At 37.2% G+C, this 14083-nt stretch carries 13 protein-coding genes; 9 read left to right on the plus strand and 4 right to left on the minus strand.

Annotation, left to right across the window (positions count from 1 at the left end; genetic code table 11):
* Positions 1-155: 155 nt before the first annotated feature.
* Together rpmF and rpmG are read left to right on the plus strand one after the other, a co-directional pair.
* A complete protein-coding gene (gene rpmF, locus ACLN19_RS06390) occupies positions 156-332 on the plus strand; it encodes a 50S ribosomal protein L32 (protein ID WP_115271487.1) in 177 nt (58 codons plus the stop codon).
* 15 nt (positions 333-347) lie between these two features.
* On the plus strand, positions 348-497 hold the full coding sequence (gene rpmG / locus ACLN19_RS06395) for a 50S ribosomal protein L33 (RefSeq protein ID WP_002262412.1): 150 nt from the start codon (positions 348-350) through the stop codon (positions 495-497).
* A gap of 171 nt (positions 498-668) precedes the next feature.
* Here rpmG and ACLN19_RS06400 read toward each other — a convergent pair whose 3' ends face one another.
* From ACLN19_RS06400 to ACLN19_RS06415, 4 genes are read right to left on the minus strand one after another with little or no spacing between them, the layout of a single operon-like run.
* Positions 669-2495 (minus strand): ImmA/IrrE family metallo-endopeptidase, encoded by a 1827-nt coding sequence (locus ACLN19_RS06400; RefSeq protein ID WP_413384492.1) that lies wholly within the window; start codon positions 2493-2495, stop codon positions 669-671.
* A gap of 15 nt (positions 2496-2510) precedes the next feature.
* Positions 2511-5645 carry a type I restriction endonuclease subunit R gene (locus tag ACLN19_RS06405; RefSeq protein WP_413384495.1) on the minus strand — a complete coding sequence of 1045 codons (3135 nt, stop codon included), beginning with the start codon at positions 5643-5645 and terminating at the stop codon, positions 2511-2513.
* Complete coding sequence (locus ACLN19_RS06410) at positions 5638-6747, minus strand: restriction endonuclease subunit S (protein WP_413384498.1); 1110 nt, start codon at positions 6745-6747, stop codon at positions 5638-5640. The genes ACLN19_RS06405 and ACLN19_RS06410 overlap by 8 nt, the downstream gene beginning before the upstream one ends.
* Positions 6734-8338, minus strand: coding sequence for a type I restriction-modification system subunit M (locus ACLN19_RS06415; protein WP_413384501.1), 1605 nt, complete (start codon positions 8336-8338; stop codon positions 6734-6736). Before ACLN19_RS06415 ends, ACLN19_RS06410 begins: the two co-directional genes overlap by 14 nt.
* Before the next feature lie 526 nt (positions 8339-8864).
* Between ACLN19_RS06415 and ACLN19_RS06420 the strand changes: the two genes are divergently transcribed.
* The 7 genes from ACLN19_RS06420 (at position 8865) to ACLN19_RS06450 (ending at position 13850) form a co-directional block, all read left to right on the plus strand.
* Positions 8865-9299: a sigma-70 family RNA polymerase sigma factor gene (locus ACLN19_RS06420; protein ID WP_269207627.1), complete on the plus strand. Its 435-nt coding sequence runs from the start codon at positions 8865-8867 to the stop codon at positions 9297-9299.
* A gap of 153 nt (positions 9300-9452) precedes the next feature.
* On the plus strand, positions 9453-9767 hold the full coding sequence (locus ACLN19_RS06425) for a hypothetical protein (RefSeq protein WP_025170996.1): 315 nt from the start codon (positions 9453-9455) through the stop codon (positions 9765-9767).
* The gene (locus ACLN19_RS06430) at positions 9767-10843 is read left to right on the plus strand and encodes an AAA family ATPase (RefSeq protein WP_060973112.1); all 1077 of its coding nucleotides are present in this window, start codon (positions 9767-9769) and stop codon (positions 10841-10843) included. The genes ACLN19_RS06425 and ACLN19_RS06430 overlap by 1 nt, the downstream gene beginning before the upstream one ends.
* A 2-nt stretch (positions 10844-10845) precedes the next feature.
* Positions 10846-11463, plus strand: coding sequence for a hypothetical protein (locus ACLN19_RS06435; RefSeq protein ID WP_413384504.1), 618 nt, complete (start codon positions 10846-10848; stop codon positions 11461-11463).
* 194 nt (positions 11464-11657) lie between these two features.
* On the plus strand, positions 11658-12245 hold the full coding sequence (locus tag ACLN19_RS06440; RefSeq protein WP_060973104.1) for a replication protein: 588 nt from the start codon (positions 11658-11660) through the stop codon (positions 12243-12245).
* Positions 12235-12495: a MerR family transcriptional regulator gene (locus tag ACLN19_RS06445; protein ID WP_060973105.1), complete on the plus strand. Its 261-nt coding sequence runs from the start codon at positions 12235-12237 to the stop codon at positions 12493-12495. The genes ACLN19_RS06440 and ACLN19_RS06445 overlap by 11 nt, the downstream gene beginning before the upstream one ends.
* Before the next feature lie 89 nt (positions 12496-12584).
* Positions 12585-13850 carry a tyrosine-type recombinase/integrase gene (locus tag ACLN19_RS06450; protein WP_336300778.1) on the plus strand — a complete coding sequence of 422 codons (1266 nt, stop codon included), beginning with the start codon at positions 12585-12587 and terminating at the stop codon, positions 13848-13850.
* The last annotated feature ends 233 nt before the right edge of the window (positions 13851-14083 follow it).

The following is a 14083-nucleotide window of genomic DNA, read 5'->3' on the forward strand; positions in this document are numbered from 1 at the left end:
CAAGGTAGTTGTATTGTAACCGAGACAGTTGATAATATCAACACCAAAAATATCAAAAAAATCTGTCAAGTAACTTTACTTTACAAAAAAGATATGCTATTATAGTTTAGTTGATGTAACATCAAGAACATTATTACTATCGGAGGATTTAAAAAATGGCAGTACCTGCACGTCACACTTCCAAAGCGAAGAAAAACAAACGTCGTACACACTACAAATTGACTGCTCCATCAGTACAATTTGATGAAACTACTGGAGATTACTCACGTTCTCACCGTGTATCCCTCAAAGGTTACTACAAAGGACGTAAAATCGCTAAAGCTGGCAAATAATAGAAGGGAGATACCATGCGCGTAAACATTACACTTGAACACAAAGAATCTGGTGAACGCTTGTACCTTACTTCAAAAAACAAACGTAACACGCCAGACCGTCTTCAACTTAAAAAATACTCACCAAAATTGCGTAAACACGTGATTTTTACTGAAGTTAAGTAGACATTCAATACACGTCATCTGACGTTAAAAATGCTGATTTTAAGCGATTCTTGAAATTTCAAATTTCAATAGATTGCAATAAAAATCACCCGAATGACTACATTTTTGACTACATTTTTTGTGAAATAATTATAGAAATTCGGATATACAAAAGGAACTCTAGCTTAAGTGCTAGAGTTCCTTTTTTGTAGTTAAAAGTGAGAATTTACTTTGAGCTAATATCAAATTACAATGTTCAACTGTAAAATTTCCAGTAGCCATCATAAAGACATCTAACAGCAATTCTTCATCATTAGATTGAGTCCGTAATGTTCTTCCTGATAGCTCTAAAAATTTATAAGCTATCTTATGAGGTAAAGAAAGAGCTACAGACAAAGCAATCACTGTCCTCATCTTTGGTTCTTTAGTATTATTTAGTAAACTATAGATTGAGCGCTCTGATATTAACGATGTAAAGGCGAGGTCTTGAATCGTCATATCTCGCCAATCTCGTAAATAATTTAGCGCTCCCCCAAAGTCAGGTGGTAATTCATCAAGAACTTTTTTTATCTCATTCCCATGACTCATTAGCATCGAAGCTTCTTCTTCAAGCTTCAGATTTTCGTCATTATTTGGGTAGTGAAAATGAGAGGTGACACTATCATCGACTGAATTATCAAGCATTTTAGCAAATGACAATTTCGTTTTACTCTGAGATATGCTTTTCTTTTCAAAAACCAAACAACATTCTTCCATATGAGTTCTGGCATATGCCGTTAGCTCGGGAAGTTCGTTTGACTTGGTAGTAATATACTTAGCATCATTTAAACATACATGAGCTTCCGCATAAATCAGACCTCCTTCAGAAAGTCTATGACGTAATGACTCATGTTTTGATACTAACTGAGATAAATCAGAGAGTCCTATCGAAAATGTTTGGTCAACTCCTAGAAAACCTTTTTGCCAAGAATGGGCTGGAACATAGCGACCATCGACATAATTAAATGCTCCCCTAGCCTCCTCTACTCCAAATTCTGCTATCCGTTTTTGAGCTGCAATAATAGTCACCCCAAAATAATTCGCAGTAGCTTTAATTAAATCTTCAATGATATCTATCATTGAGTTCACTTGTCTATTTTCTTTTAACTCAGCAAATTTCAATTTGAGAAATTGTTGAGTCATAGCTTTAGGCATCATGATTTTAGGAGCGAGACTGTGTACTTGCCATTCCATCCAATCCGTTTCTACAGCTTCTTCAGTTATTGAAATTTGAGCCACGCTATCAGCAGAACCCTTCTCTAGCTCCACTGAATATCGGTGTAAAATCCAATGTAAACATTCATGAACAATAGTATTATTGACAGTTCCTGATGGTCTAATTTTTTCTAGGTTACTATCGATAACAATAGTCATTTTAGATATCTCTTGCTCCGTGTCATCCTCAAAATAAATCCGCCCGAAAATAGAAGTGTCAGTGTTGATTTCTCTAAATTCAACACTAAGCCCCAATGTTTGAGCTAGAATATATGGATTAATTTGCATGGGTGACTTGAGTGCATCTGGATAATACAGTCTCAAAATTGCTTCCGCGGTATCATCTAGTTCATCTTTCCATAAAAAAGGTACTAGCTCATCAGAAAGAGGATGCTCGAAAAGACTTATCCTGCCCCTCTTGTATGGAGCAACCGATTGAATTTGAAAATTTTTAAGACCATCATCTACAAGTGCAGTACATGAGACACGTAGCCAACGATTTTTCTTTTGAGTATCTTCTGATTCAAAAATAGAACATCTAGACACCTCCGCATAGATGTTCACTAACACATCAATTTCTATTAAATCATCTTCTCTATTCCCAGCAGAAACATACTTTATTTCACTAAACTCAACAGAAACCAACTCTTTAAGCTCGTCAGCAATAACCCCTAAACGAATAACATTCTGCAGAACATAGTCAGTTCCTGCTCTAGATACCTCATCAAAGTAATGCTCTTTTACATAATTTGTAATTGAAGCCATATATCCTCCTAGGTATCAATTTGTAGACTTTTTAAAGTTCTCAGCTTGTCCAAGTACTTGCTCAAAGACTTCATCATTCCATTGCGGTGGGTATCCGTTTTCGTAGAGTAAGATTGTTAAGTCCATGTTCAGCTGACTCTTAATGTCCTCACGACTTGACCAGTCTGCATACTGAGCTTTGTCATCAACCAATTCTTTAATAACTTTAGCTAGGTCAATACATTTTTCATCAGCATATTCAAATTCATGTTCATCACGAACCTTGATAAGAATGTCATAAAAGGCTTTTTCTTCATAAGAAATTCCTAAATCTTTGAAAGAATCCATATCAATTTGAAGGTCTTTCAAAATCTTCATGATTTCATCCGAAAGGCTATTGATGAAATCTGCTGTCACCTCTGAAACAAAGATTTGACTATCTCTGTTATTATAGGCTTCAACAACTATCTCTAGTCTCTCTGAAAATTCAATGGCTTTAACCTGATTAGTTCCGCCGTACTGGTCAATGGCACGTTTTAACAACCTAAGCAGGGCATTAAATTTGGTGATTGGCATTTCTAAAGCATCAAGTTCATCTAGGAAACTTTCATCAAATAACTCTTGCTTATCATTATTAACAATATCCTCTACACCCGTTGAAGCAATAGCATTCTCAATCATCGTTTGAACATGCTTATTCATCATCTCAGCATCTGGAGCATTTCCCTTAGTTTGCTTATAAATAATAGAGCGGATAGCTAAATAAAATTGTGCCTTTTCAGTCTCTCCATCAGTAAGCTCACCAGATGGATAAACAATCTCATAAGCTGCTTTCATGCGGCGTGAGAGGTACATAAAACGTACTTCCATATCATGACTAGTCTGAACATACTCTGCCCCTTTATTAAGGCATAAAAGGCGTTCTGCTGGTGTTCCTTGATAAAAGTCTGTCGCATCAAAGTTGACTAATAATTCATCAATCAGACTCAATTGATTTCTAAATATTTTTAATGTAATATCTAGCTCATCAATCGGACTCTCTTGGTCGTCACCATACTTCTTAACAGCCTCTAACATTGCTCGCTTAATACCGATATAGTCAACAACTAAACCATGGTCTTTCCCTTCAAAGACGCGATTTACACGGGAAATCGTCTGAATGAGGGTATGTTTTTGAAGGGGTTTATCAATGTACATAACGGCAAGGGATGGTACGTCAAACCCAGTAATCCACATATCCACTACAATAACAATTTGAAAGTTTGAATCATTGTTTTTAAATTGAGCGTCTAACATCTTACGGTGTTTAGCATCTCCCAATAAATCATACATCTCCTTGACATCATCTTGGCTACGAGTTGCAACTATATTGACTTTAGGAAGAGATTCTAACTTCTCTAGTTCCTGCGGTGATAAGTCCTTACGCTCTGTTTTCTTCGCAATGAACCATTCTGGACGAACTGATTTTATAGCTTGGTAAACGTTAAAAGCATGTTCACGGTTCGAACAAACAACCATGGCTTTTTGAACAATCTCAGGTTTCTCACTAACTACCTTTTCATAGTGTTCAACAATATCATTAGCTACTTTTCGGATTCGGTCTGGGTGATTTAAAATTTGTGTCACCTTAGACATGGTACGTTTACTTGCCTCTATCTGCTCAATATTGGCACCCTGTTCCTCAACTTCTTTGTAGTAGTTGTCAATCTCAGCAACCTGTTCTTCATTCGTGATAACACGCGCTAGACGTGGTTCATAGGAAATACGAACCGTAATGCCGTCATCTGTTGATTCCTTCATTGTGTAAGATTCAACCACTTCACCAAAAACATGGATAGTCTCATCAATCGGTGTTCCTGTGAAACCAGCATAAGTCGCATTTGGAAATGAATCCCTCAGATACTTTGCAAAACCGTAAGAAGTTTCAACTCCAGCCTCTGTGTACTTCAGCTTAGAGCCTACATTGGTCTGTGTACGGTGTGCCTCATCTGAAATACAGATGATATTTGTTCGTTCAGAAAGCAGTCCTGTCACCTCTTCAAATTTTTGAATCGTGGTAATATAAACACCGCCACTTTCATTGATAGATAGCTCTTGCTTAAGTTCTGCTCGACTTCCAATCGTTTTAACTTTTTCTGTTTTCAGGTAACGTTTTGACCCTTCAAAAAGCTTACTAGTCTGGTCGCTTAAATCCTCACGGTCAACCAAAATAATCACCGTTGGAGATTTGAAGGTTTCTCGGTCATGTGTAGCTAGCAAGCGTGACAAGAAAAGCATGGTATTGGTCTTACCTGAACCAGTCGCACCAAAGTAAGTACCTCCTTTGCCGTCTCCATGAGGTTTTAAATGCAATTTAATATTTTCCAGCATCTTATTGGCTGCAAAAAACTGAGGATAGCGTGTCACGATAGCTGTATCCTTCTTATCAGAATCAGGATAGTAGATGAAATCTCGTAAAATAGCCACCACTCTATCTTTGGCAAAAGCTCCATGAATCATGGTCAAAAGAGCAGAGATACCGTTAGATACCTTCTCATCATCATTTGCCTTATTCCATGAATAGTAGTATTCATAAGGAGTGAAGATAGAACCCAACTTGGTATTAGCTCCATCAGAAATAACTGACAAGAAAGCATACTTCATCAGAGATGGAATATCCCTATTGTAGCGAATGGTAATCTGCTTCCAAGCGTCATAGACAGTTGTTATCTCCTGAATGGCTGTTTTAAACTCAAAAATAGCAACAGGGATCCCATTGATAAAGAGAATCAGGTCAGGTCGTCGCTCACGGACATCTTGAACAGTATATTGATTAACAACTTTAAAAATGTTATTTTCTGGATTCTCAAAATCAATATACTCAATATGAATCGGTGCTAGCGCTGAGTCATCACGAACTAAGTTAAAACCCTCATTTACTAGATAAAACGCTTCACGGTTCCCCCTATAAAGTGGAGTGTTAGGGACATATTTAAGTTTATTGATGACCTTTTCAAGTTCTGTAGCGGTTAGATTTGAATAGCGCTGGCTCAGAAACTCCCTCATATCTTCTTCAAGCAGAATATCATCATACTTGCGATGAAGTTTGTCGCCATTGATATAGTTATACCCCTGTTCTTGAAATAGCTCAATAATGGCTTCTTCAAGTTGAGCTTCGGTAAATTTAGGCATTCGCATTCGCCTCCTTTATCGCTCCAGCAATCAAAATAGGACAAATATCCTTGATTTGCTGTTTGAGTCTTTCATTGATGTCTTTGCGAGTGGTATAGGCATTGTAAATATCCACAATGGATTGCTGGACGTGAATGTCTGGGATTGGGATTTCAAATTCTCTCATCAAAGAAAAGTCAAACGTATCTCTTACCGACCCCATCGCCTTAAATAGAGTATAACGATGAGTCTCTCTTCGAGATAACCACATGATAAGGTATTCGGGTAATAAGCTACTCTTATCTATCACGTCGAAAACTACATACATTGGTGATACTATACATTTTTCTTTACATAGTGCAACGGAACCTAGATTTATTCTGGAAGGATTATAGGCTATTTCTCTTTCGTTAACAATAGAATATTTTGTAATATCAATTCCAGCCATCTTGGCTTTTGTTATCATAAAATTTCCCGTAGATTCTACGCCTCTAACACTAGTTACCATTCCTTCTATATTTTTAGAACCTGTCAGTTCAATATACTTCCCAATCGCTTCACTTGGCAGCTGTCGTCTGAGTTTTTCAATGGTTGCATCGCAGACCAATTTCAAATCTTCTAGCCCGTTTTCATATGACTTTTGATTGGTGAGCATGGCTTGATAGACAGCTACATACTTTTCTTGAATATGTAGAGGTGGAAGGTCAATTTCAATATCACACATATCATCCCATGAGAAAGTTTCACGTGCTGAACCCCATGAATTGTAACGTGCAAAACGGTCAAACTCTGGACGATTGAAGTACATAAAAAGGAACTCTGAGGAGAGTAATTCTGGTTCTTTTACTCTAAAAACAGTTGAAATAGATGAAACTAAATACTCATCATCTGACGAATTATAAGATAAGGAAATCTTTTCCCCACGTCTTGAAGTGTCTGCCACATAAGCAAAATACTTAGGTGGGATAACTTTATAAGATTTTAAACTGACCCCGTCTAATTTTGCTTTAGTTTCAATAAATTCCTTACTCGTTGAAATACCAACAACAGAATCAGCTCCCAATCTATTTTGGTTACGTTCATCATAGATTTCAATGTATTTTCCCAAATTAGTCAATGTCATAACCAATCCCCTTAAAGGCTTCTTCTAGGCTAACTTGTGAGGCTTTTTCTAGCGTCAAGACTTCTTTCATTTCGGCTTGAATACGAGCCATTTCTTTCTCATAATCAATTTCTAAGTCATGGTCAATAAATTCAACATACTTAGAAGGTGCAAGTGAGTAGCTAGCTTTGCGAATCTCCTCTAGACTTGCTGATTTGCATAATTCAGCTACATCTTCATAGCCTTCACCTGTTTGCCATGAGCGATAAATTGCTTTTACATCAGCAATTTGCTTATCAGTCAAGACTGTTTTTTTCTTTTTCTTGCTTTTTTCAACAACATATTGCTCTACATGGTCATCCCAGCGTCGTAAGTCACAGAAAAGAATTTCATGTTCACGATTACGGTATTGATGACCGTTTTTCAGGCCACCTTTTTTATTGTTGTTCAAAATCCAAAGCGTTACTGAAATATCTGTCGTATAGAACATATCACGAGGTAAGACGATAATCGCTTCGACCTTATCATTTTCAATGAGCTGTTTACGGATTTGATACTCTGTCCCATCGGCATTCAAAGCACCATTAGCCAGAAGAAAGCCTGCGACACCATCCGTCACATCTAATTTCGATAACATGTGCAGAATCCAAGCATAGTTGGCATTTGAAGCAGGTGGGACTTTATATCCTTCCCAGCGAGCGTCATTTAGCAACTCTTTTTCCCCACGCCAATCTTTTAAGTTGAATGGCGGATTAGCCATGATGTAGTCAACCTTCATATCCTTATGTTGGTCATCTGTAAAGCTCGAACTTTCGCCATAAGGCTTATTCCCGAGGTTATATGAAATTCCTCGAATCGCAAGATTCATTTTTGCCAAGCGACGGGTATCAGGGTTCTTTTCTTGACCAATGATAGAAATGCTTTTTTTGTTGCCATGGTGTTGCTCAACGAATTTCATAGACTGAACAAACATTCCTCCAGAACCACAAGCAGGGTCATAAACTCGCCCAGAATATGGCTCAATAAGTTCAGCAATCAACTTAACTGCTGAAGGCGGAGTATAGAACTCCCCCTCTTCTTTGGTACTCATCACTGCATAAGATTGCATGAAATATTCATAAACACGCCCAATCAAATCCTCTTCATGGAATTTATTTTGGTCAATCTTATTGATTTCGTCAATCAAGTTCTTTAAGGTTCTAATCTCGACACCTAAGCCAGCATAGAAGTTTGACAAAAGAGCACCTTCCAGAGAAGGATTGTCCTTTTCAATCGTTGCCATGGCTGTGTCAATTTTAATAGCTATATCATTGGAGCTTGATTCTTGAACAAGATAAGACCAGCGACTCTCTGGTTCAAGATAGAATACGTTTTGCGACGTATACGAGTCTTTCTTCTCGGCTAAAATCTTCACCAGTTCAGGTTTGTCAGCATATTCACGACTAATCTCCTGACGGCGATTTTCAAACTTATCACTAGCAAATTTAATAAAGACTAGACCAATAACGGCATCGCGGTTCTTTTCTGTTCCACCTGCTCCACGTAGAGCATTACGGCAATTAAAAAGAATTTGCTCTAGAGTTGCCTCTTTAGAAACTGTTTTTTTAGCCATTAAAAAGCACCTCCATTCTCAGTGAGTGAAGGTGTTTTTTTGCATGCTGAAAAAAGGTAGAAACTACCTGCTGTGTTGTGCTGTGTTGTGTTGTCAGATTGTATCACAACTGTTCTCCTAATCAAATTTTACTTACTACTATTATATCACGTGAGAAAATTTTTTGAAAAAAAGTTACGTGTTTTATGAACTAGGAGTTCATGTTTTATCACAGAATTAGCCCATAATTTGAACTTTATACTATAAAAATCCCTTAACAGTCGCCTAAAACACATGAACTAACAGGTCATGGGAAAAGTGATTACTATCAACTACAATGTAAACATAAGATGAAAATCTTAACAAAATCATTTTTATAGTCCTATATTGATGCGCATCAAACGGACGGATTGAAACTCAGAACATAGCTACATCATCAGGTGTAGACTGTGCCAACTGTTTCGCCGTTTCTTTGGTGTGCATTTTTCATACTCAATTCGGCAAACTACTGTGTTTCTCTTCCGTCCTAGGACGGAAAGGAAACTTTATGACTAACAAAGTCGAAGATAAACGTGAACGCAAGATTGCAAATGCTGTTAAGAGTGGCGATTGGAGCGGAGTTAATAAACTGCTCAGTCAAGCAATGGATAACCTTGAACGCAAGGAACGCTATTATGGCAAGACTAGTCTAAATGCTACTGTTACGAACGAAGGACGAGCAACGGAGCTTATGGATTTATATCCTGATAATACTTATAACCCCATTGAACAGTTACTTATCAAGGAGCGTAATGAACACCTCTACAATGTCCTCTCTAAGCTTCCAGAAGTTGACCTTCATATCTTCTTAGAAATTGCACTCTATGGCACTTCTGCACTACAACTGACCAAAGAGACACCATTCAAGAGCCATAAAACCGTTAAAAAGCACTATGAGGACACCCTTAATATCTTAAAAGAAGAACTCGGAAAATATTTCTAAAAAACTTTTAGCAGGAACTACCAATTTCCTGCTTTTTTCTCCTTATAGATAAGGAGGTAAGAAATTATGACCTAACAAGAGTCCAGCTCAAGACTAAAAAGGAGCACATCGACCCAACTCTACAAACACAATGAAAGATAAATGGTGAAAACTATGAAAACTCGTAATCGTAAAGGTGGCTACTCAGCCAATACAGCAACTGAATATATTGACATCAAACAAGCAATTCATTGCTTGAGCACTGAACTTGAACCTCAAATGAGATTTGAAGACGGTCAGCCGACAGGAGAAATTATTGCTCATAAAGCTTGGTTCTCTCAAAAAGGACTTCCACCCTTCCAAGTTAAATTTGAATCTGAGCTAACACTGCCTGCCTATATGACTATGGTTGAATTTGAGAACCTAGAAGCTTGTGAAGTTGGCTATAATGTCTATTTCCGTGCTACTAGTATTAAGGAGGTTAAATGATGACTAATAAAGAACTAGCTCAATACCTGCTCCAAAGTCTCAATATGGGACTTGGAGCCCTCATGCAAGGAGAAACTAGCTATACCAATAGCTTTGACACTAAGATTATGTCTGATGGCTTTCTGTTTATCCCTCGCTTACCAGCAGGTTATATCATTGATGATGAACTCTATCAGAAAATTTTCTTGATTGCCAATGCTTCCCTTTACCCACGTTATACCCTCTTAAAGCAAAATTCAGCCTATTTCATGGCATTAGATACTGATGACATACATGTTCAGCGAGGGCTTTTCTTTCCTTGGAAAAAAGGTGTTTCTGAGCGTTTAGTCATCTCAGATTTAGAGGAATTTTCAAAAATGCAGGAAAAAGATATTCTTCCAATTATGAAAAATCTCACTCTAAACTTTAATAAGGTTACTTCGCTAGCAATTGCTGGTAATAGTGGCTCTGGGAAGTCATATGCTCTTACCTACTTTCTAAGTTTATTAAAAAATTATTCTGAACTTATTATTGTAGACCCAAAGTTTGATACGCCGTCTCGCTGGGCTCGTGAAAATGGTATTGCCGTCATTCATCCTCAAAAGAACCGTTCAAAATCAGATTTTGTTTCGGAAATCAATGAAAATCTCAGTAATTGTCTAAATCTCATTCAGCAACGCCAAGAAATCCTTTACGACAATCCTGAACATCAATTTGACCATTTGACAATTGTCATTGATGAGGTACTGGCCTTGAGTGAAGGAGTAAACAAGACTATTAAGGATTCATTCTTTTCACTCTTGTCTCAAATTGCTTTACTTGGACGTGCCACTAAAGTCCACCTATTTTTAGTCAGCCAGAGGTTTGACCACAATACAATACCTGTATCAGTTCGTGAACAATTGAATGTACTGGTTCAAATAGGGAATATCAATAAGAAAACGACACAATTTCTCTTTCCTGACTTAGACCCTGAAGGAATTGTTATCCCAATAGGTAAGGGAACAGGACTCATCCAAATCATCGACAATGAACATCCCTATCAAGTTCTTCCTCTTCTTTGTCCTACCTACTACGCTAAGAAAGGTATACTCTAAACATGAAAAAGACTTTCTTTCAAAAATCATACAATCTTATTTCCTCCCTTCTTTTCGTTGGGGTAATTAGCTTCATACTCAGTTTCGCTTTCAATCTGCTTGTAAAATTGTTTGGAGATTTTGATATCCCATCTTTGAATAGTTTTATCATCATTATCCAAAATAAACTTATTCTTCTAGGAAGCTACACAAGCCAAATAGCCACCATACTTGTACTAGTTGCTGTTTCTCTGATTATCGTTGAGTTAGCCCAACGAATGATTAGCGATAGTATTTTGAACTACTTCAAGTCTGTCTACCAGACGATACGCCTGCGACAATTTCTCAGACAAGATGATAAATCAGAGTCTGCTATCACGATTGATAATCAGACAACCATAACAAAATTCAATCCAATTCTTAAAAATTTCAACCAAACAGGAAGAAAAGCAACTGTTGATGTCAGAAAAAGCACTGTTGTCGTCTTTCTCAAATATCCAAGGACACAACAAGCTCAGAAACTTCTGAGAGATATGGAAGCTCATATCAAGGAAGAAATTTCTAGCCGTAATCCAAATTATTATTTTTCTTCACCTAATCGGGAAGGAAATAAGCTCTGGTTTAAAGCTACAAGAAGATAAGGAAAGGGCGGTGCTTGGCTCACAAAGTGAAAGCCAAAGGCACTGCCCTTTCAAACTATCTAACTTAGCTATGTAATGGGGCTACTACGACCCCCATTACACCAATAATCAATAATCACAGTTTTGAAACAAGACTACCAAAATCACCCTAAAATTCTCCTAACAGATAAGAACTAGAAACGAGGTACCTGCCTATGGCAAAAGAAAAACGTTCTAACAAATGGGCTTTCCTTCTCTATCAAGAGAGTGCTCCTGAAAACTATTTGGAAATCCTTGAAGAAATGCACGTCCCCTTTGTGCTCAGTCCATGGCATGATAAAGATGTCAATAGACAAACAGGTGAGTTTAAGAAGTCGCATAAACATGGCGCTTTGTTCTTTGATTCACTTAAAAGCTACTCGCAAGTCTCAGAACTTTTGACAGAGAAACTAAACACACCTAGTCACGTTGAAATCGTCATGTCCCCTAAAGGTATGTATGATTACTTTATCCATGCTGAAAATCCTGAAAAGACACCTTACGATATCGAGGATATTGAATCAGGGTGTGGCTTTGAACTTGATAAATTTCTTATAAGCAATAACAACGATGAATTTCTTTCGACTGTGATTGATACTATTGAGGAGCATAATTTCACAGAGTTTAATAATCTTGTCATATATGCTCGTGAGGAAAACCCATTACTACTGAGTGTTATAGTTGATAAAACCTACTTCTTTGCGAAATATCTTGACTCTCGTCGTCACTCAGGCTATGGAAAGGACAACGATAATGACCAATAATGAATATGCCAAATTAACCCAAATTGAACAATTGTTAAATACCTTATTAACCATCATTCAACATCAACAAGAACAACAGAAAAGCTCTAACATCGTCACTCAAAAGGAATTGTTGTCAATTCTTCAGATTTCTCCTAACACCTTAAAATCGTGGGAGAAAACTGGTCTAAAGAGGCTTGAACCTCCTATAGAAGGAACACGTACAGTCTATTACAAAATGGAAGATGTTATAAAATACTTAACTCCTTAATCCAAAATGTGCTAAAATAAAACTATCACAATAAATAAATGTGAGGTTGTTATTTTAGCCTTTTATATATCCGAAATAAGAAGGCTACTATGCAAAAAGAAACTATCATTCACAACAATCGAAAGGTAACAAAAACTACAAAAAACAACGGTACAATCAGCTACACTCAAAGAGGTGTTTATATTGGGATTGATGTTAAGACTGGTAAAAAAGTCACCTCATCCATCACTGCCAAAACTTTACGAAGTCTTGACCGAAAAATCATGCAGGCTAGACTAGACTTTGAAGAAAAAGGGGCTACCTTAAAAGAGACTCTTGTCATCAATAATTTTGAAGAACTCGCAGAAGCGTGGTTCACTAGCTTTGTAACATGGGTGACCTCACAAAATACTATCAACCGTGTTAGAGGATACTTAGATACTTATATCATTCCAAAATTTGGTACTTATAAGCCTGAGGAAATAAAATCTGTTGATATTCAAGTATGGGTAAACAAACTTGCTCAACAATCAAAGAAATCTGTGGAATCAGGCGCTAAAAAGTCTAAAAAAGGACATGCCAAAGAGTTTGGGGCTGTTATCTATAAATTAAGTGATATTTTCGACTACGGTATTACCAACTTTGAACTCTCTTATAACCCAGCTAGAACAATAAAAATCCCACCTAAACCAAAACCATCTAAAGAGCGTATTATGGTGTTACATGAAGATGATTTAGCAACTTGGCTGAATTATCTAAGTAGCTTACCAAATACACGGGCTAATAGACGTTTTAAGGTCATATGTGATACCTTGCTAGCTTCTGCTTTGCGTATCAATGAACTGCTTGCAATGACCGTTCATGACCTTGATTTTGATAACAATGAGCTTATTGTTACCAAAACACTTATGTGGAGAGCTGCCAATAAAAAGCTTGGCATCAAGGGGGAGGTTGTCTGCAAAAATAGCGCTAAAACAGACTCAGGAAATCGCAGGGTCGCCGTTCCTAGAAAAACATTGGAAGACCTTAGAGATTTTCATAATGAGATGAACACTTACTTTGAAAAGCACGATTTACCCCCTACAGACCTTATTTTCCCGACTATCTATGGGAATTATATGTGCGATAGAAACGAGCGTACAACGCTTAAAAAGCGCCTCTCAGAGCTTGGCTTACCTGATTATGGTTTCCATCTGTTTCGTCACACACATGCTTCCATGATGCTTAATGCAGGTGCAAACTGGAAAGAGCTCCAAATCAGAATGGGGCATAAGTCAATCAAGACAACCATGGACACCTATGCTGAACTAGCACCTAAGAAAAAGTCTGAGGCTGTTGATATTTATCTCAAAGAAATTGCCAAACTTACATCTTAATAAAATGACTACATTTTTGACTACATTTTATTAGATATAAACTCAAAAACGTTGATATAACAACGTTTATGCCATGCTGAAATAACACTAATAAACCTTTACTGAGGTTAAATAAAACAAAATCCGAGAGATTACTGAACTGCACCCCAAAAGTTAGACATAAAATCTAACAATTGGAGTGCTTTTCTTATGAAGTTAAGTTATGAAGATAAAGTAGAAATCTATTATTTACG

Source organism: Streptococcus lishijunsis (assembly GCF_047290665.1).
Lineage (GTDB): Bacteria > Bacillota > Bacilli > Lactobacillales > Streptococcaceae > Streptococcus.